The sequence below is a fragment of the Thauera sp. 28 genome (assembly GCF_000310145.2).
GTDB classification, from domain to species: Bacteria; Pseudomonadota; Gammaproteobacteria; order Burkholderiales; family Rhodocyclaceae; genus Thauera; species Thauera mechernichensis.
Genome location: NZ_AMXA01000005.1, coordinates 34,541 through 53,101 on the forward strand (window position 1 = coordinate 34,541; position 18,561 = coordinate 53,101).

Genomic DNA, 18,561 nt, shown 5'->3' on the forward strand with positions numbered 1-18,561 from the left:
GGATGGCAGGCGACGCCATCCCGAGCTGCGCCGAAAGGCAATGGCAAACCCCCTGCGCCACCGATCCTGATCAGCGCCGCAGGGGGCGGATATGTGGAGCGGGCGCCTAAGCCCCCGCTCTGCCCTTCACGCCAGGGCTTACTGCTGGGCGGCGGGCGGCGTCGGGTGCATGGTCTCCGGCGTCACACCGCCACGCTCGGCGCCGATATCCTGCGCGACCGGCGGCAGCGAGTGAGCGATGCCCTTGTGGCAGTCGATGCAGGTCTTGCCTTCGGCGAAGCCAGCCTGGTGCATCTGGTTGGAGCGGCGACCCTGCGCCGAGTAGTCGAAGTACTCGAAGCTGTGGCAGTTGCGACACTCGCGCGAGTCGTTCGCCTTCATGCGGCGCCATTCGTTCTCGGCGAGGCGGAGGCGCTCCTTGTTGAACTTCTCGGGCGTGTCGATCGTGCCCATCACCTTGCCGTACAGCTCACGCGAGGCCTGGACCTTGCGGACCATCTTCGGCCCCCACTCCTTGGGGACGTGGCAGTCCGGGCAGGTCGCGCGCACACCGGTGCGGTTCTGGTAGTGGATGGTGTTGCGGTACTCCTTGAAGACGTTCTCCTCCATTTCGTGGCAGGAGATGCAGAACTTCTCGGTGTTGGTCGCCTCCAGGGCCCAGTTGAAGCCGCCCCAGAACACGACACCGGCCGCGAACAGCAGCACGACCGCGCCCCAACCGGCGCCGCGGATGCGCTGCATCAAACTCTTCTTGTTGTCGGTCATTTCATACCCCGTTCAGTCGGCCTTAGCGCAGGCCCTGGGCGCGCTGGAACTGGTTCTCGACCAGCGGGCGGGCATCGGTCTGCGGCACATGGCACTGCAGGCAGAAATAGCGCCGCGGCGAGATGTTGGAGAGTTCGGTGCCCTCGCGGTCCTTGAAGTGCGTGATGCTGACCTTGGTCGCACCGGTCTCGCGATAACGCGTCCAGGAGTGGCAGTCCATGCACTTGTTGAAATTGATGGTGACCTCATAACCATCGATCTTGTGCGGCACCAGCGGTGGCTGCTGCACATAGTCACGCGGCAGCGGGGCCTGGTCGGGGATCAGCTTGTAGTTGCCCACGGCCAGTTCGGGATCGGCGACGTCGGCGCCACGAATACTGCGCACGCTCTGGGCCTCGGCGGCATCGGGCAGTGCAGCGCCGATGCCGAGTGCGGCGACGAGCGCGATCACGAGATTGCGGGTTTGTTTTTTCATGACTCGCTCCTGTTGAATCGGGTCGTAATACGGAAAACGTCCTTGCCGCATACATCCACACAGCGTCCGCAGGTGGTGCAGTCGGCATCCAGAATCAGGGGGTGGTCCTGCCCGGCCGCCTTGAGCGCGGGACGGATGACCTGCGGCTCGGGGCACACGGCGAAGCAGTCCATGCAGTCGTTGCAGGCGCTGCGCCTGGCGGCCGACACCTTGAGCACCGAAGCACGGCCGAGCAGCGCGTAGAAGGCGCCTTGCGGGCACAAGTGACCGCACCAGCCGCGCGGCGCAATCAGCAGGTCGTAAAAGAAGATGCCGCCGACGATGCCCCAGGCCAGGCCGAAGCCGAAGATCAGCCCACGGTGGAACATCGACACCGGATTCACCCACTCCCACGCCAGCGAACCGGTTGCCGCCGCGATCACCAGCACGAACCCCAGCAGCCAGTAGCGCGTGCTCGCCGCAGGCGCCTTGCCGCCCTTGAGCCCCAGCCGGCGCCGCAGCCAGGCCGCAGCATCGGTGACGAGGTTCACCGGGCATACCCAGGAGCAGAACAGCCGCCCACCGAGGAGCAGGTAGAAGGCCAGCACGATGCCACCACCGAGCAAGGCCTCGCGATACGGCCACTGCCCCGCCGCCACCTGCTGCGCGATCAGGAAGGGATCGGTGAGCGGCAGCACGCCCAAGGTCAGGCTTGAGGCCAGGTTGCCCTTGACGATCCACCAGCCGAGCCAGGGCCCGACCAGGAACAGCGCAAGGATGCCGAACTGGGAAGCGCGCCGCAGCAGCAACCACTTGTGGGCACCGAACCAACCCTTGGCCTCGATCGCTTCATGCCCTGGCCGCGCAACGACACCACGCATCGCCGCACCACGCACACTGGTGGGCGGCACCGTGCGCTCGGGCTTGCCGCCCGCCATCACGGAAGTCGTCTGCGTGCTCATGGCTTCCACCCCGAATCCAGTCCGCCGGGGGCCGTCGGTGCATACTCGGGCGTACGGGTCGGCGCTTCACCAGGACGCACGCGGGTATCCCCAAAGGCCTTGTCCTCCAGGCCTCGCACAGGCAGCTCGATCTGGTCGCCGATGAGCGACTGCCCGGCCGCTTCCTTCTGTTCCCAGCCGCGCAGGTAATGGTCGGCTTTCGAACCTTGGGCGAGCTTGATCGGCAGCACCTTGATCGCCGACTCGCCCGGCAGCACGCAGGCCTGCTCGCATTTCCCGCAACCCGTGCAGTGATCCGAATGCACCGTGGGCAGCAACATGGCGTGACGGTCCGAGCGCGGGTTGTGCATGCGCTCGAGCGTGATCGCCTTGTCGATGACCGGGCACACGCGGTAGCACACATCGCAGCGCAGGCCGAGGAAGTTGAGGCAGTTCTCCTGGTCGATGAGCACGGCCAGTCCCATGCGCGCCTGCTCGATGTCGGTGAGCGCACGATCGAGCGCACCAGTCGGACAGGCAACCACGCAGGGAATGTCCTCGCACATCTCGCAGGGGATCCTGCGTGCTTCGAAGTAGGGCGTGCCGGTGGCGACACCGTCGCCCAGTTCGGCCAGCTTCAGGGTGTCGTAGGGGCAGTCGCGCACGCACAGGCCACAGCGCACACAGGCGGCCAGGAACTCGGGCTCGGGGAGCGCCCCGGGCGGACGGATGGCAGTGGCCGGCAACGCCGACGCCTGCTTCGCGTACATCCCGGCACCGAGCGCGAGCAGGCCGGCACCGCCTGCCACGCCCGCCGATTCCTTGAGGAACCGGCGGCGCGAGGACGGGACGGTGGCCCCTTTGCGCTCGGTGTTTTCCGTTTGCTTGCTCATTTCATTCGTGGATCCCCGCCCGCGCACGCCGCCCCCCGGTCGGTCGTGCGCAAGCCGGACTCACGCCTCCATTTATCAGGCCTTGACCACCTTGACCGGGCACTTCTTGAAGTCGGTCTCTTTCGAGATCGGGCAGGTCGCGTCCAGGATCAGCTTGTTCACCAGACGCCCTTCGTCAAAGAAGGGGATGAAGATGAGGCCGACCGGCGGCTTGTTGCGGCCACGCGTCTCGAGACGCGCCACCACTTCACCACGCTTGGAGACGATCTTCACCGCCATACCACGTTGCAGGCCGCGCTTCTGGGCATCGTCCGGGTGCATGAAGACCTGCGCGTCCGGCACCGAGCGGTGCAGCTCGGGCACGCGGCGCGTCATCGAACCCGTATGCCAGTGCTCCAGCACACGGCCCGTGCACATCCACATGTCGTACTCGGCATCCGGCATCTCGGGCGGATCCTGGTAGGGCAGCGCGAACACGATCGCCTTCTTGTCCGGATAGCCATAGAAGCTCCAACCCTCGCCTGCCTCGACGTAGGGGTCATAGCCTTCGCGGTAGCGCCACAGGGTTTCCTTGCCCTCGACCACCGGCCAGCGGAAACCGCGGGAGCGGTGGTAGTCATCGAAGTCGGCCAGATCGTGCGCCTTGCCGCGGCCAAACTTCGCGTATTCCTCGAACAGCCCCTTCTGCAGGTAGAAGCCAAGCTCCTTGGACTCGTCGTTCATGTAGCCCGCCCAGGCGTGCTCATTGACCTTGGCGACGTCCTCGAGCGGATACTTGGTGACCTCAGAGTTCGCATACAGGATGTCGTACAGCGTCTTGCCGCGGTACTCGGGCTTTTTGGCCAGCAGTTCCTCGGGCCACACCTCCTCAACCTTGAAGCGCTTGGCAAACTGGATGTACTGCCACAGGTCGGACTTGGCCTGGCCAGGCGCGCTCACCTGCTGGCGCCAGAACTGGCTGCGACGCTCGGCATTGCCGAAAGCGCCCTCCTTCTCTGCCCACATCGCAGCCGGCAGGATCAGGTCGGCCGACAGCGCTGACACGGTCGGATAGACATCGGAGACGACGACGAAGGCTTCCGGGTTACGCCAGCCCGGATAGATCTCGTCATTGACGTTGGGCCCCGCCTGCATGTTGTTGGTGGTCGTGGTCCAGTAGCACTTGAGCGTGCCATCCTTGAGCGCACGGCTCTGTGCCACGGCGTGCAGGCCAATCCAGTCGGGGATGGTGCCCTCAGGCAGTTGCCAGATCTTCTCGCTGTACTCGCGGTGCTTCGGATTGGTAACGACCATGTCCGCCGGCAGGCGATGGGCGAAGGTGCCGACCTCGCGCGCGGTACCGCAGGCGGAAGGCTGGCCGGTGAGCGAGAACGGGCTGTTGCCCGGCTCCGAGATCTTGCCCACCAGCAGGTGGACGTTGTAGATCATGTTGTTCACCCAGGTACCGCGGGTGTGCTGGTTGAAGCCCATGGTCCAGAACGAGGTGACCTTGCGATTCGGATCGGCATAGACCTCAGCCATGCGCTTGAGGTGGGCCTCGGGCACACCCGAGAGCTTGGAGGTCTTCTCCAGCGTGTACTCGGAGACGTAGGCGGCGAACTCCTCAAACGTCATGTCCTCGGCCTTGCCCGGGTTGCCCTTGGGCTTGCCGTCGGCGCCGGGATAGCCGTTGTTGGTCGCATTCACCTCGAGCGCATGGTTGCCGCGCAGGCCGTAGCCGATGTCGGTCTCACCGCGCTTGAACTTGACGTGCTTGGCGACGAAGTCCTTGTTCACCGCACCGGTCGAGATGATGTGATGGCAGATGTAGTTCAACATCGCCAGGTCGGTCTGCGGCTTGAAGATCATCGGGTTGTCGGCGAGCTCGTAGGAGCGATGCTCGAAGGTCGACAGCACGTGCACCTCGCAACCCGCGTGGGTCAGGCGACGGTCGGTGATGCGGCTCCACAGGATGGGGTGCATCTCGGCCATGTTCGCGCCCCAAAGCACGAAGGCGTCGGCGTTCTCGATGTCGTCATAGCAGCCCATTGGCTCGTCCATGCCGAAGGTGCGCATGAAGCCTGCCACCGCCGAAGCCATGCAGTGGCGGGCGTTGGGGTCGATGTTGTTGGTGCGGAAACCGGCCTTGTGCAGCTTGGCAGCCGCATAGCCTTCCCAGATCGTCCACTGGCCGGAGCCGAACATGCCGATCGAGCGCGGACCGTGTTCCTTGAGCGCGGCCTTCCACTTCTCGGCCATGATGTCGAAGGCTTGGTCCCAGCTGATCGGGGTGAACTCGCCGTTCTTGTCGTACTTGCCGCCACGCATGCGCAGCAGCGGCTGTGTCAGGCGGTCCTCGCCGTACATGATCTTGGACAGGAAGTAGCCCTTGATGCAGTTCAGGCCACGATTGACCGGCGAGTCGGGGTCGCCCTGCGAGGCCACCACACGCCCGTTCTGCACACCCACCAGCACCGAGCAGCCGGTGCCACAGAAGCGGCAGGCAGCCTTGTCCCAGCGCACATTGGTACCTGCCGGCGCCACGCCCTGCGCCTGCGTGACCACGGGGATGCCGATACCGGCCGTGGCCGCGGCAGCCGCAACCGCATTGTTCTTGATGAATTCGCGTCGATTCATGCTCATTTCATGCCTCCGTTAATTCGAGACCATCATCGGTGTATTCATAGGCGATCGTCAGGCCCTGGACCTTCGGGGCAAGATTCACCGCAAGGATCGAGTCGGTGACCGACCAGCCCTCGCCGTCCTCGATCGTGACGACGATGCTGCCTTTTTCTTCCGAAGCGCCATGCAGCTCGACGCCGGGGATCTTGCGCAAGGCTTCCATCACCGTGGGGAAATCGGCGGGAAAAGCCCGCACGACCAGGCTTGCTATGTTCATTGTTCGCTCTCCATGGGCGTATCCAATCGTGATTCGATGGCGATCGCGCGCGTCGGGCAAGGGGCGAAGCAGGCGCCGCAGCCCGTACACGTCTGTACATCGAGCTGGGGACGCGACACGCCGCCGAGTTGCGGGCGAAAGCGGATTGCGCCGACCGGGCAGGACTCACCGCAAACCCGGCACTCGACCCCTGCGGCGGCGATACACGCATCGCCGATGCGCGCGGCGAGCGCCCACGGCAACTCATGCGCATCGGTGCGCAACAGCGCACGGGGCTCGCACCGCGTGACGCACTCGGTACAGAAGCTGCACTCGCCCTTGCTGAAATCGACGCTCGGGAAGCCACCCTCCCCACGCACGAGAATCAGCGTCGGGCAGGCCTCGACACACGCGTCGCAGCGGGTGCAGCGGGAGATGAAATCATCCTCTGCAAGCGCCCACGGGGGGCGCTGTGCGGGCGCAACCTTGCGCATGCGGCCCCGCAGGAAACCCCTGCGGGAGAGAGTGACTGATTCCACTTCGCTGACCTGACCTTTTTATCGATTCCATTGGATACCTCCTGGACCGCATGGATCATTGACTACAGTCAAGTTGCGAGCGTCTCTCAGTTACGTATGTGCTCCACCGCCCACACCGCGGCTTCCACCCGCGAACGCAAGTCGAGCTTGCGCAGGACGTGTTTGACATGGACCTTGACAGTCCCTTCGGTGATGTCCAGTTCGCGCCCGATCTGCTTGTTGGACAAACCTGCGGCGATCTTCTCGAGGATACGGGTCTCCTGCTCGGTCAGACCTGCCGCCCCCACCGATTGCGGGCGGGTCTCGCTGCGCAGCGCAGCCGCAAGCAGGTGATTGAGCTGAGGCGGAATCACCACCCTGCCAGCCGCGACATCGGCCAGCGCTGCCATCATCGCCTCAGGCTCCATGTCCTTGAGCAGATAGCCGTCGACGCCCGCGCGCAACGCAGCGACGACATCCTCCCCGGCGTCCGAAACGGTGATCATGACGACCTTGCTTTCGATACGGGCGGTACGCAAGCCACGCAGCACTTCCAGGCCATTCATGCCACGCATGTTGAGATCGAGCAGGATCAGGTCAGGCTTGAGCTGGCGGGAAAGCGCGAGCCCCTCCTCCCCGTCCGCAGCCTCACCGGCAAGCACGAAACCGGGCACCATCTGCAGCAGCTGGCCCAATCCCTTGCGAAACAGAGGGTGGTCGTCGACGATCAGGACGCGGTGGTGCTCATTCATGCGCGGCTTTCTCCGGCGTGGCTTCGCGCCTCTGCGGGCGCGGGGGGAACGACAGGCTCGGCAAGGCTGGCGGCCGCCTGGAAGCGCACCCGCAGACAGGTGCCGCCGTCGGCTTGGTCATCAAACGCAATACTGCCGCCAAGGCTGCTGGCACGCTCGCGCATGATCGCCATGCCATGATGGTTATGCGCATCGGCCGGCGGCATGCCGAGGCCGACGCCGTCATCCATGACAGTCAGCTCCACCATCCCGTCGTCAGTACCGATCAGGCTGACCCGGGCCCTGCGAGCCTGGGCGTGACGCACCATGTTCGACAAGGCCTCGCGCGCGATCTGCAGCACATGCACTTCCTGGTTGGGACGCAGCGTGCACTCCCCGAGCGCAACTTCCAGCTGCACCTCCACACCACCGCGTGCCCCGTACTCGCGCACGGCATCCGCGAGCAGGGTCTTCAGGTCGCCCGCAAGGCCGAGCCGGAACGAGACGAGCAGTTCGCGCAACTGCCGGTAGGCCGCGTTGATGCCTTCACGCAGATCGGCCAGTATGGGCTCGGCTTCGGCACGCCGCTGCGGATCGGCAAGCACGCCCTGCAGGAGACTGACCTGAATCTTCATGTAGGACAGCGCCTGGGCAAGCGAGTCATGAAGCTCGCGCGCAATCACCGAACGCTCCTCCTGCAGCGCCAGTAGGCGCTCCTGCTCGCTGCGCCGGCTCGCGCCGAGCGCCATGCCGATGTGGCGCGACAGCGCCTCCACCAGCTGACGCTGCCAGTCCTCGAGGCGGGCCCCATCGGGCAGCGAAAGGCGCAGCATGCCGTAGTGGTGCTCACGGTCGCGCAGCGGAAAGCGCAACAAGGCCGGGTGATGAAGCGCCAGCCCAACGCCATCGGATGCCGCCCGACAGGCGCCACAGGCATCCTCGCCACGCTCGTTGCGGTCGGGACAGCCCCCCATCGAGGAAGCGATCACACTCGCCGGCCCACCGTGACGCGGCTCGATGCAGACAAAGCTGCCCTCCAGGCCCGCCACCCGATCGATGTCGCGCAGGGTCGCCTCATACGCCTCGGTGGCCGTTGGCGTCTGGTACAGGCGGGCAATGGCGTGGTACAGCAACTCCAGCGAGCGGTTGCTGCGCTGAAGTTCGGATGTCTTGTCGGCAACTCGCTGCTCCAGCGTGCGGTAGTGGCCGGCAAGCTCATCTGCCATCAGATTGAAAGCCAGACCGACGCGGCCGAGTTCGTCCTGGCCGGTGTAGCTCACACGCACCCCGAAATCGCCGCCGGCGATACGCCGCGCCGCATCGAGCAGCCCACGCAAGGGCGTCAGCAGCGCACGCTTGAGCAACAACAGCGCCACCACAACCACCAGCACGGTGAGCACAATCGCCCCTGCCAGGATCAGACGCAGGTCCTGGATGCGCTTCTCGGTATCGTGTTCGAGCACGGCGACCAGGGTATTGAGCTGGTCGACAAAGGCGTCGACCTCGGTCAGCAGGATCTCGACCTGCTCATTGGGCGGTGGTGGCGACTGGGCGCCAAGCGCCTCGATGCGCGGCTTGAGGCTCAAGTGCCAGGATGCGTGCACGCCGCGGTACGTGGCGGCAAACAACTCGCCGGGCGCACGCTCGACGAAGCGCAGCAGCGCAGGGTGCTCGAGATGGGTCTCGAAGTCCCTCACCGCCGCCTCGACCCGCTGCGACTCGGAACGCCCCGAGAGCGCGTCGACCGCGATCAGGTTGGCAAGGCGATGGGTGTAGCGGCGCAGGCTGCCGGCAACGTTGATCGCGCTCGCACTGCCGCGCGCACTCTCGACGACCAGCACCGAGGCGCTCATACCGGCAAGGGTGATCAGGGTGAGGGTGAGCATTGCCACCGATACCAGCAGCATGATCGAACGCCTTGCCAGCGGACGCAGGGTGGGAAAGTTCATCCTCAACCTCCGCTCAGGCAATCCCACGTCGGAAACGTGGACATACCCCTTTAACGCCAGGGTCAGGCAACTCGGAAGCACACATTCTTGCCACCCTATTCAAATCATGCACTTACACGCTTGGCGCATACCTCTTTGGAGGTATGCGCCAAGCCACACCGGGCGTCCGGCCCAGCGCTGGCAGGGCGTAAATCGGTGCACAAGTGTCTAGTGTACAGGTCTAGCGCCAGACACGGCGTCCGCAGGAGAACCGCATGAACCGCAGCAAGCCCCCCGTCGTCGATACAAGCAGCCTACTGAGCCGCTTCAGCCCTTTCAACATGCTCGACGACGCGGAGCGCAACCGTCTCCAGGCCGGCGCGCGGCCCATCCACGCGGCACGCGGCGAACTGCTCGTGCAGCAGGATGACTGTCCGCGCGGTGTCTACCTCGTCCTCTCCGGCCGGGTGAAGTGCTTCGTGCTCTCACCCTCGGGCGGCGAGAAAATCGTCAGCCTGGCGGAATCAGGCTGTTTCTTCGGCGAGGACGCAGCGATGCTCAACCGCCCGCACATCGTCAACGCTCAGGCCATGACGGCAACCGAGCTGCTGCTGGTTCCGACCACCCTCCTGCGCGAAGCCATGGTGAGTTCGACCGCATTCTCGGTGTCGATGGCGATGCGCCTGGCGATGGCGAACTACGACCTGATGTCGACCATGCAGGTACAGCTGCAGATGAGCGGCACGCAGCGCGTCGCGCACTACCTCACCCGCCTCGCGCCCGACGATGCCGAGCACTGTGAGATCCGCCTCGACATCGACAAGCAGACCATTGCGGCACAGCTCAACCTGACGCCCGAAACCCTGTCGCGCATCCTTTCGCAACTGACCCGCGACGGCATGATCCAGCCGCGCGGCCGGCGTGGCATGGTGTTGAACCGGGTCTCGGAACTGCGCAGCTGCGCAGCACACTGAGCGCACTGCACACACAGGCCCTCGAACAGGCCTTACTCGGCGCCTGTTGCGCCCCGGCCGTCCACCGGCTGCACACCGGCAAGATGAACCGGCACAGCGAGCCAGCGTGTGAGGATGCGCGCGACATCGGCATCGAACGCACGTGCGGTGCTCGCCGCCATGGCCGCCAACGAGGCCGCGTCCGGCACGCTGCCCAGGTGGCACCAGCGGTCGAAAAGATGGAACATCTCGCGCCCGCTGTGCGCATTGCTTTCCCGCACGAACACTGCGCCTGACCACGGCCACGGCTTCGGACCCAGAGCCGACAGAGCAGCGGCGAGGCGCCCATCATGCTCGTCAATCGACTCACGTCGTGCGCAGACGCCTGCACAACGGCGCCCTTGGTAAGCCGAGCACGGACCGCTCCCACCCTCCAGCCCCAGCCGGCGCGGACACAGGCGATACAGCATCGCCAGTTCGCGCAGAAGGTTGTCCACCTCGCGCGCGTTGCGAAACACGCCATGCAGGCCCGTCCATTGCGCCGGATCGGTGCCAGCCACGGGCACGCGTTCATAGATCGGTGCCCGCCGGCGCCCCGTCAGCAGGCGCAAGGCAAAGACCGTGTCCGCCGGCTCCTGAGGTCGGTTGTAGGGTGGGCCAAAGCGGCGTAGTAGCGCCAGCTCCTGCAGTGAGGTGTCGAGCTCGCCCGCGGTCTCGACCCACTCCACCCGGCGCACCCTTGCTGCCAGCTCGGCGTCGCGCCCCTTGCGGGCCTGCGCGGCAAAATGCTCACGTACCCGCGCACGCAGGCTTTGCGCGCGGCCGACGTATAGCGGCCGAGTGTCGCGCGCACCAGCGGGCGGCTCGGGGGTATCGTGAAAAAGGTATAGCCCGGGCACGTCCGGCACCGCCTCCAGCAGCCCCTCGGGCAGGCCGGGGGCCTGGGCCGCTGCCTTCATCGCACGCTCGACGGCGCGCTCGAGCACCTCGGGAGCGAATGCGGCCCGGGCCTGGCACACGAACTGCCAGAGCGCCTGCACGTCGCCCATGGCGCGGTGACGGGCGTCACAGACAAGTTGATGGCGCTCTATCAGTGCATCGAGGCCGTGCCGATGATGCTCGGGGTAGAGCGCGCGCGACAGCTTCACCGTACACAGCACCGGCGCATCGAAACGGCGTCCGATGCGGTCGAAGGCACTCTTGATGAAACCGAAGTCGAAGCGGGCGTTGTGGGCGACGAAGACGCAGTCGGCAAGCAGGGCTTCGACCTTGTCGGCGAGCGCTTCGAAGCTCGGCGCGTCGGCAACCATCTCATCGGAGATGCCGGTCACCTCGCGGATCAGCGGCGGAATCGGCTGACCGGGACAGACCAGGCTTTCCCAGCTTGCGACGACCTGCCCGTCCTCGATCCGCAGGATGGCGATCTCGGTGATGCGGTCGCGTACCGGATGGGCGCCGGTGCTCTCGACATCAATGAAGGCTAGGCGACGCGGCAGGCTCATGCGCGCGCGCCGCCTTCGCGCCGCCCTTGCGGCAAGGTGTTCAGGGCGTTACGGCTCAGTGGTTGCTGTCGTAGTAGTAGGGCTTGACCGGCACCTTGGCCTGCTCGAGCGCGCCCTGCGCACGGACGTCCTGCGGCTTGTCCCACCACAGCGCGCGGCCCTTCTGCTGTTCGGCCGCCTGCTCGGGATGCTGCGCAAGCCATTCGCGCATGAACTTGGTGTGATCGGATTCGTACATTGCCATGTCGGGTCCCGGCTGGATGCAATGAGGGTTGTCAGTCGCGCCTGCAGCGGCCCTGGCCGCAGCGCAAGCAAAGACACAAGGCCGGTATTCTAGCAGCGCGGCGGCCGTTCAGCTCGCCCGCCCGTCGCCCTTGGCCCGGCCAATGCGCACCACTTCCTGCACCCTGCGTACCCCGCGCATGACGCGCGCCAGGTGCATGCGGTCGCGCACCTGGACGGTGAAATTGAGCGCGGTGTAGTCGCCCTGCCCGCTTTCCATGCTGACGCTCTGGATATTGCAGTCTTCCTCGGCGATCGCGTTGGCGACACGGGCGAGCACGCCGCGAGCATTGCGCGTGAGCACGCGGATGCCGACATCGAACAGGCGATCATCGACAACGTGCTCCCACTCCACATCGACCCAGCGCCCGCGGTCGCCACGCAGCTTGCCCATCACTGCGCAGTCGTGCGTATGCACCTCGAGTCCCTGGCCCTTGCGCAAGGTACCGATGATCGGATCACCCGGAATCGGGTGGCAGCACCGCGCCAACTGGACCGCAACGCCCTCGGAGCCGCGGATGGTGATGGCGCCTGCCGGCTTGGGCTTGACCACGTCCGGGCGACCGGATTCGAGGTCCTGGGCCTCTGCCAGACGCCGCGCCACGATGATCGGCAAGCGCTTGCCCAGACCGAGATCGGAGAAGATGTCCTTCTTGCTGCGCACACCGCGGTCACGCAGGAAGCGGTCCCAGGCAAACGTGGAGATCTGCCCCAGGGTGAGCCCGTGCGGTCGCAAAGCCTGGTTGAGCAGGCGCTCGCCGAGCGCGACCGACTCGTCGAGCTGGGCGTTCTTGAGGAAGTGGCGGATCTGCGAGCGCGCCTTGCCGGTGCGGGCGTAGGACAACCAGGCGGGGTTGGGGTTGGCATGCGCGGCGGTGATGATCTCGACCTGGTCGCCGTTCTTGAGCTCGCTGCGCAGGGGCATCAGGTCGCCATTGATGCGGCAGGCCACGCAGCGGTTGCCGACGTCCGTATGCACCGCATAGGCGAAATCGACCGGCGTCGAGCCCTTGGGCATGGAGAAGATCTTGCCCTTGGGCGAGAACACGTAGACCTCACCCGGGAAAAGGTCGATCTTGACGTGCTCGAGGAACTCGGTGGCCTCGCCCGAGGTGGACTGGAGCTCGAGCAGGGACTGCAGCCATGAGTGCGTCTTCTGCTGGAGTTCGGACAGCGTGCGCTCGTCCTCCTTGTACAGCCAGTGGGAGGCCACGCCGGTCTCGGCGATGTGGTGCATCTCGCGAGTGCGGATCTGCACCTCGACCGGCATGCCGAAAGGGCCGATCAGCGTCGTGTGCAGGCTCTGGTAGCCGTTGGCCTTGGGAATCGCCAGATAGTCCTTGAACTTGCCCGGCACCGGCTTGTACATCGAGTGCAGTGCGCCCAGCGCGAGGTAACAACTCGGTACGTCGCGCACGATGACGCGAAAGCCATAGATGTCGAGCACCTGCGAGAAGGACAGGTGCTTTTCCACCATCTTGCGGTAGATGCCGTAGAGATGCTTCTCGCGCCCCTGCACCTCTGCGCCGATGCCCCACTGCGGCAAGCGTTCCTCGATACTGGCGAGGATCTTGCCCACAACCTCGCGGCGGTTGCCACGCGCCGAGCGGATCGCCTTGGCAAGCACCTCGTAGCGCAGCGGATGCTTGTTGCGGAAGGACAGTTCCTGCAGCTCGCGATAGAGGTCGTTGAGGCCGAGCCGGTTGGCGATCGGCGCGTAGATCTCGAGCGTTTCGTTGGCGATGCGGCGGCGCTTGGCCGGACGCATGTGGTCCAGCGTGCGCATGTTGTGCAGGCGGTCGGCGAGCTTGATGAGGATGACGCGCAGGTCGCTCGCCATCGCCAGCAGCATCTTGCGGAAATTCTCGGCCTGCGCCTCTTCCTGCGAGCGGAACTCGATCTTGTCGAGCTTGGACAGGCCATCGACCAGCTCGGCGGACACCTTGCCGAAGCGCTCGGTCAGCTCCGCCTTCGTGATGTGGGTGTCCTCCATCACATCATGGAGGAGCGCGGCGATCAGCGCCTGGGCGTCAAGATGCCAGTCGGCGACGAGCGAGCAGACGGCAACCGGGTGGCTGACATAGGGCTCGCCACTGACGCGGAACTGCCCGGCATGGGCATCGGCCGAGAAATGGTAAGCCGCCTCGACCCGGCCGACGTCCTCGGGCTTGAGGTAGGTCTCGATCTTGGCCTTGAGTTGCTGGAAGTCGAGCGACAGCACGCTCGACACCGGCGGACGAAAGATCGGGCCGGGGGATTGCGCGGGCTGAGGGGGCGCGCCTACATGATTGGCTTGCATGCTTCACCCCCTGGCCCCGGGCTCAGGCCTGGCCGCGGTTGAGCATCTCGAGCCCGACCTTGCCCGCCGCCACTTCGCGCAGGGCGATCACGGTGGGCTTGTCGTTGTCACCCGGCTCGAGTTCGATCTGGGGCGTGCTGCCGATGGTGAGCTGGCGGGCACGATAGGTCGCAGCCAGGGTGAGCTGGAAGCGATTGGGGATGCGTTTCAGGCAATCTTCGACGGTGATGCGGGCCATGTTCAATCCTGTTCGAGAAAGGCGAAATATTCGGGATGCCGCAGGTGCTGATTGCCGCAGCGCAGGCGCGCTGCACGCACGACGGCGACGAGATCATCCAGCGCGGCACCGATTTCGTCGTTGATTATAACGTAGTCGAATTCGGCGACATGGCGCATTTCCCCGCGCGCACCCAGCAAGCGCCGGCTGATCACGTCGGGACTGTCGGTGCCGCGACCGACGAGACGCGCCTCGAGCGCCTCCATCGACGGCGGCAGGATGAAGACCCCGACCGCATCCGGAAAGTGCTTGCGCACCTGCTGCGCCCCCTGCCAGTCGATCTCGAGCAAGGTGTCGCGCCCAGCCTCGATCTGCTCCTTCAACCAGACCTTGGAAGTAGCGTAATAGTTGCCATGCACCTCGGCCCACTCGAGAAACTCGCCGCGATCGCGCAGGGCACGGAAGGTCGCCACATCGACGAAATGGTACTCGCGCCCATCCTGCTCGCCCGGGCGCGGGTCGCGCGTGGTGTAGGAGATCGACAGCTGCACGCGTGCATCGCGTTGCAGCAGGCCGCGCACCAGGGTGGTCTTGCCCGCGCCCGATGGCGCGGTGACGATGAAGAGGGTTCCGGGCATGCGAGGCGCTCCTTATTCGATGTTCTGCACTTGCTCGCGCATCTGCTCGATCAGCACCTTCATCTCCATGGCGATGGCGGTGATGTCGGTGGCGGGCGACTTGGAGGCCAGGGTGTTGGCCTCGCGGTTGAGCTCCTGCATCAGGAAATCCAGGCGCTTGCCCGCAGCCCCGCCGGCCTTGAGGATGCGCTCGACCTCGTCGAGGTGGGTGACGAGCCGGGTGAGCTCCTCGGCCACGTCGATGCGCTGCGCGTAGAGTGCCACCTCCTGGCGGATGCGGTCCTCGTCAAGACTGGCCACTGCGTCGCGCAGCTTGGTCGTGAGGCGCTCCTGGTATTCGGCAACAACGGCCGGCATGCGCGGGGTGGCGATGGTGACCAGTTCGCGCATGCGCACGACGCGCTCGCGGATCATGTCGGCAAGCTTGTCGCCTTCACGACGGCGGGTGGCGACGAGTTCGTCGAGCGCGGCGTTGGTGAGCTCGACGATCGCCGGCAGCATCTCGTCGAAGCCGAGGCCGTCGTCAGCCAGCATGCCGGGCCAGCGCAGCAGCTCATTGACCGACAGCGGCGCGGCATCGGCAAAGCGCGCACGCAGCCCGGCCTGGGCGTCGGCGAGCTGATCGAGCAGTGCGGTGTTGAGCGCCAGGCTGCGCGCACCGCCATGGCCGGCCTGCAGGTTGAGCCGGCATTCGACCTTGCCACGGCCCAGGCGGGCGCTCAGGCGTTCGCGAATGGCGGGTTCGGCCGCACGCAGGTCATCGACGATACGAAAGCCGAGGTCGAGATAGCGCGAATTGACGCTGCGCAGTTCGAGGTGCAGACAAACGCTGCCCAGGTCTCGCGTCTGTACCGCGAAACCCGTCATGCTGTGGATCATGTGGAGTCTCCGGGAACCCGGCGCGATCGATTACACTGCGGGTCCCACTCAGGAATGAAGCTGCAAAGAGCTGATTCTAGCGCCCACGAAGATGCCCTCTCAAGCCAACTTCGCGCTGCCACAGGGCTTTCAGCTCGACCAGTACCGTATCGAGCGGCAATTGTCGCTGGGCGGCTTCTCCATCGTCTACCTCGCTCATGACGAGGCCGGCATCCCGGTGGCGATCAAGGAGTACCTGCCCAATTCGCTCGCGCTGCGCAAGGAGGGCGAGATCGAACCGCAGGTCCCGGACGAGCACCGCGCCGCCTTCCGCTACGGCATGAAGTGCTTCTTCGAGGAAGGCCGCGCACTCGCCAAGCTGATGCACCCCAACGTGGTGCGCGTGCTCAACTTCTTCCGCGCCAACGGCACGGTGTACATGGTGATGCAATTCGAGCGCGGCCGCACGTTGCACGACTACATCCAGCGCCACCGCGGCGAGCTCAAGGAGCTGTTCATCCGCGCGGTGTTCGCCCGCATGCTCAACGGCCTGCGCGAAGTGCACGCCCACAAGCTGCTCCACCTCGACATCAAGCCGGCCAACATCTACCTGCGTGCCGACGGCACGCCCGTGCTGCTCGATTTCGGCGCGGCACGCCAGACCTTGATGGTGGGCCAACCGGTGCTCAAGCCGATGTACACGCCAGGCTATGCCGCACCGGAACAGTATGACAAGCGCGATCAGCTCGGCCCATGGACAGACATCTACAGCGTCGGCGCCAGCCTGTATGCCAGCGTCACCGGCAAGGCGCCGCCGCGTGCCGATGAACGCAGCACCAAGGACACCCTGCAGCCGGTCGCGAAGACCCATGCCGAACACTACGCGCCACAATTGCTCGAACTCGTGGACTGGTGCCTCAAGCTCGACCCGCTGGCCCGGCCGCAGAGCGTGTACAGCCTGCAGAAGGCGCTGATCCAGCGCGACACCGGGGCACAACCGTCCGCACGCTGGTTCTCCGACCTCGGCGGCAGGCTGAAGTCCTTCATCGGACGCAACTGAAGAGACTGCCCATGCGTTTCACGATCTACCAGGAAAGCCGCACCGGCAAGCGCAACGACAACCAGGACCGCATTGCGCACTGCTATTCGCGCGATGCCCTGCTCATGCTCGTCGCCGACGGCATGGGCGGCCACCTTCATGGCGAACTGGCCGCGCACATCGCCGCCCGCCACGTGGTCCAGGCGTTCCAGCGCGAGGCGCGCCCTGCCCTGCCCGACCCTGGCCTGTTCCTGTCGCGCGCACTCGCCGGTGCCCATCACGCCATCCTCGACGATGCGCTCGACCGCGCGCTGCCCGAGGCGCCGCGCACGACCATCGTCGCCTGCGTCATCCAGGACGGCGCTGCGCACTGGGCCCATGCCGGCGACTCGCGCCTGTACCTGCTGCGTCGCGGCCATGTGGTGACGCGCACGCGCGACCATTCGCGCACGCAACTGCTGGTCGACCAGGGTATCCTCACGCCCGCCGAGGCCGACAGCCACCCCGCTCGCAATCGACTCTACTCCTGCCTGGGAGGCAGCCACGCGCCGCAGATCGAGCATTCCGCCCGGACACCGCTGCGCGACGGCGACATCATCGCCCTGTGCAGCGACGGCGTGTGGGGCCCGGCGGGCGACGATGCGCTCGTCAGCGGACTCACCGGCGGCCCACTCAGCCGCTGCGTGCCCCAGCTCCTCAAGCAGGCAGAACTCACTGCCGGCAGCAGTGCCGACAACCTGTCCATCGTCGCCATGTGCTGGCATGCCGACAACGCCAGTCAGGCAACGATGGCCGACGCGATCTCCACACGGACGATGGCGCTCGACGACAACACCACCCGTCTCGACACCTCGAGCATGGGTGCGGACGCCTCCGGCGAGCTGGACAACGACGACGAGATCGAACGCGCGATCCGCGAGATCAACGACACCATCAAGAAACTCGACAAGCGATAGGAACCTCCATGCGACCCAGCAACCGCCAACCTGCCGAACTGCGCCCCGTGCGCCTCACCCGCGGCTTCACCCGCCATGCCGAAGGTTCGGTGCTGGTCGAGTTCGGCGACACCCGCGTGCTGTGCACGGCCAGCGTGGACGACAGCGTTCCCGGCTTCCTGCGCGGCAAGGGCCAGGGCTGGCTCACCGCCGAGTACGGCATGTTGCCGCGTGCCACCCACACCCGCAGCGCGCGCGAAGCCGCCAAGGGCAAGCAAAGTGGCCGCACCCAGGAAATCCAGCGCCTGATCGGGCGCAGCCTGCGCGCCGTGGTCGACCTCACCGCCCTGGGCGAACGCCAGGTCGTGATCGACTGCGACGTGCTGCAGGCCGACGGCGGCACCCGCACCGCCGCCATCACCGGCGCCTGCGTCGCCGTGCATGACGCGCTCGTCGGCCTGGTTGCCGCTGGCAAGCTCGCCCGCAACCCGATGCGCGAGCTCGTCGCCGCCGTCTCGGTGGGCATCCACCAGGGCGTCCCGGTGCTCGACCTCGATTACGCCGAGGACTCCGACTGCGACACCGACATGAACGTGGTGATGACCGAAGGCGGTGGCCTGATCGAGGTGCAGGGCACGGCCGAAGGCGCCGCCTTCTCGCGCGCCGAACTCAACGCCCTGCTCGACCTCGCCGAACTCGGCGGCCGCCGCCTGTTCGAACTGCAACGCAATGCCATTCATGGAGCCTGAAG

General features: G+C 65.9%; 19 protein-coding genes. 4 read left to right on the top strand and 15 right to left on the bottom strand.

Annotation, left to right across the window (positions count from 1 at the left end; translation table 11 throughout):
• Positions 1–138: 138 nt before the first annotated feature.
• The 9 genes from C662_RS05805 to C662_RS05845 form a co-directional block, all read right to left on the bottom strand.
• Positions 139–765, bottom strand: coding sequence for a NapC/NirT family cytochrome c (locus C662_RS05805; RefSeq protein WP_002926059.1), 627 nt, complete (start codon positions 763–765; stop codon positions 139–141).
• 22 nt (positions 766–787) lie between these two features.
• On the bottom strand, positions 788–1,240 hold the full coding sequence (locus C662_RS05810) for a nitrate reductase cytochrome c-type subunit (RefSeq protein WP_002926061.1): 453 nt from the start codon (positions 1,238–1,240) through the stop codon (positions 788–790).
• A complete protein-coding gene (napH, locus tag C662_RS05815) occupies positions 1,237–2,181 on the bottom strand; it encodes a quinol dehydrogenase ferredoxin subunit NapH (RefSeq protein ID WP_002926065.1) in 945 nt (314 codons plus the stop codon). The genes C662_RS05810 and napH overlap by 4 nt, the downstream gene beginning before the upstream one ends.
• The gene (gene napG, locus C662_RS05820; protein ID WP_002926067.1) at positions 2,178–3,053 is read right to left on the bottom strand and encodes a ferredoxin-type protein NapG; all 876 of its coding nucleotides are present in this window, start codon (positions 3,051–3,053) and stop codon (positions 2,178–2,180) included. The genes napH and napG overlap by 4 nt, the downstream gene beginning before the upstream one ends.
• 75 nt (positions 3,054–3,128) lie before the next feature.
• Positions 3,129–5,675 (bottom strand): nitrate reductase catalytic subunit NapA, encoded by a 2,547-nt coding sequence (gene napA / locus C662_RS05825; protein WP_002926069.1) that lies wholly within the window; start codon positions 5,673–5,675, stop codon positions 3,129–3,131.
• Between the two features lies 1 nt (position 5,676).
• Positions 5,677–5,931, bottom strand: coding sequence for a chaperone NapD (locus tag C662_RS05830; RefSeq protein WP_002926070.1), 255 nt, complete (start codon positions 5,929–5,931; stop codon positions 5,677–5,679).
• A complete protein-coding gene (napF, locus tag C662_RS05835) occupies positions 5,928–6,449 on the bottom strand; it encodes a ferredoxin-type protein NapF (protein ID WP_083485739.1) in 522 nt (173 codons plus the stop codon). Before napF ends, C662_RS05830 begins: the two co-directional genes overlap by 4 nt.
• A gap of 86 nt (positions 6,450–6,535) precedes the next feature.
• The gene (narL, locus tag C662_RS05840) at positions 6,536–7,180 is read right to left on the bottom strand and encodes a two-component system response regulator NarL (protein WP_002926072.1); all 645 of its coding nucleotides are present in this window, start codon (positions 7,178–7,180) and stop codon (positions 6,536–6,538) included.
• Positions 7,177–9,108: a histidine kinase gene (locus tag C662_RS05845; protein ID WP_002926073.1), complete on the bottom strand. Its 1,932-nt coding sequence runs from the start codon at positions 9,106–9,108 to the stop codon at positions 7,177–7,179. The genes narL and C662_RS05845 overlap by 4 nt, the downstream gene beginning before the upstream one ends.
• 254 nt (positions 9,109–9,362) lie before the next feature.
• Here C662_RS05845 and C662_RS05850 point away from each other — a divergent pair, with 254 nt between their 5' ends.
• Positions 9,363–10,061 carry a Crp/Fnr family transcriptional regulator gene (locus tag C662_RS05850; protein WP_002926074.1) on the top strand — a complete coding sequence of 233 codons (699 nt, stop codon included), beginning with the start codon at positions 9,363–9,365 and terminating at the stop codon, positions 10,059–10,061.
• 32 nt (positions 10,062–10,093) lie between these two features.
• Here the strand turns inward: C662_RS05850 and C662_RS05855 are convergent, their stop codons facing one another.
• The 6 genes from C662_RS05855 to C662_RS05880 form a co-directional block, all read right to left on the bottom strand.
• Entirely contained in the window at positions 10,094–11,542 is a 1,449-nt protein-coding gene (locus C662_RS05855; protein WP_002926075.1) for an exonuclease domain-containing protein, read from the bottom strand.
• A gap of 55 nt (positions 11,543–11,597) precedes the next feature.
• Positions 11,598–11,786, bottom strand: coding sequence for a DUF3460 family protein (locus C662_RS05860; RefSeq protein WP_002926078.1), 189 nt, complete (start codon positions 11,784–11,786; stop codon positions 11,598–11,600).
• Between the two features lie 108 nt (positions 11,787–11,894).
• The gene (locus C662_RS05865) at positions 11,895–14,123 is read right to left on the bottom strand and encodes a RelA/SpoT family protein (RefSeq protein ID WP_002926080.1); all 2,229 of its coding nucleotides are present in this window, start codon (positions 14,121–14,123) and stop codon (positions 11,895–11,897) included.
• 22 nt (positions 14,124–14,145) lie between these two features.
• Entirely contained in the window at positions 14,146–14,361 is a 216-nt protein-coding gene (rpoZ, locus tag C662_RS05870) for a DNA-directed RNA polymerase subunit omega (RefSeq protein ID WP_002926082.1), read from the bottom strand.
• Positions 14,362–14,363: 2 nt separating this feature from the next.
• Complete coding sequence (gene gmk / locus C662_RS05875; protein WP_002926084.1) at positions 14,364–14,978, bottom strand: guanylate kinase; 615 nt, start codon at positions 14,976–14,978, stop codon at positions 14,364–14,366.
• A gap of 12 nt (positions 14,979–14,990) precedes the next feature.
• Complete coding sequence (locus C662_RS05880; RefSeq protein ID WP_002926087.1) at positions 14,991–15,857, bottom strand: YicC/YloC family endoribonuclease; 867 nt, start codon at positions 15,855–15,857, stop codon at positions 14,991–14,993.
• Positions 15,858–15,948: 91 nt separating this feature from the next.
• Between C662_RS05880 and C662_RS05885 the strand changes: the two genes are divergently transcribed.
• From C662_RS05885 to rph, 3 genes are read left to right on the top strand one after another with little or no spacing between them, the layout of a single operon-like run.
• Positions 15,949–16,896 (top strand): serine/threonine-protein kinase, encoded by a 948-nt coding sequence (locus tag C662_RS05885; RefSeq protein ID WP_002926089.1) that lies wholly within the window; start codon positions 15,949–15,951, stop codon positions 16,894–16,896.
• Positions 16,897–16,907: 11 nt separating this feature from the next.
• Complete coding sequence (locus tag C662_RS05890; RefSeq protein ID WP_002926091.1) at positions 16,908–17,831, top strand: PP2C family protein-serine/threonine phosphatase; 924 nt, start codon at positions 16,908–16,910, stop codon at positions 17,829–17,831.
• 8 nt (positions 17,832–17,839) lie between these two features.
• Positions 17,840–18,559 (top strand): ribonuclease PH, encoded by a 720-nt coding sequence (gene rph / locus C662_RS05895; protein WP_002926095.1) that lies wholly within the window; start codon positions 17,840–17,842, stop codon positions 18,557–18,559.
• The last annotated feature ends 2 nt before the right edge of the window (positions 18,560–18,561 follow it).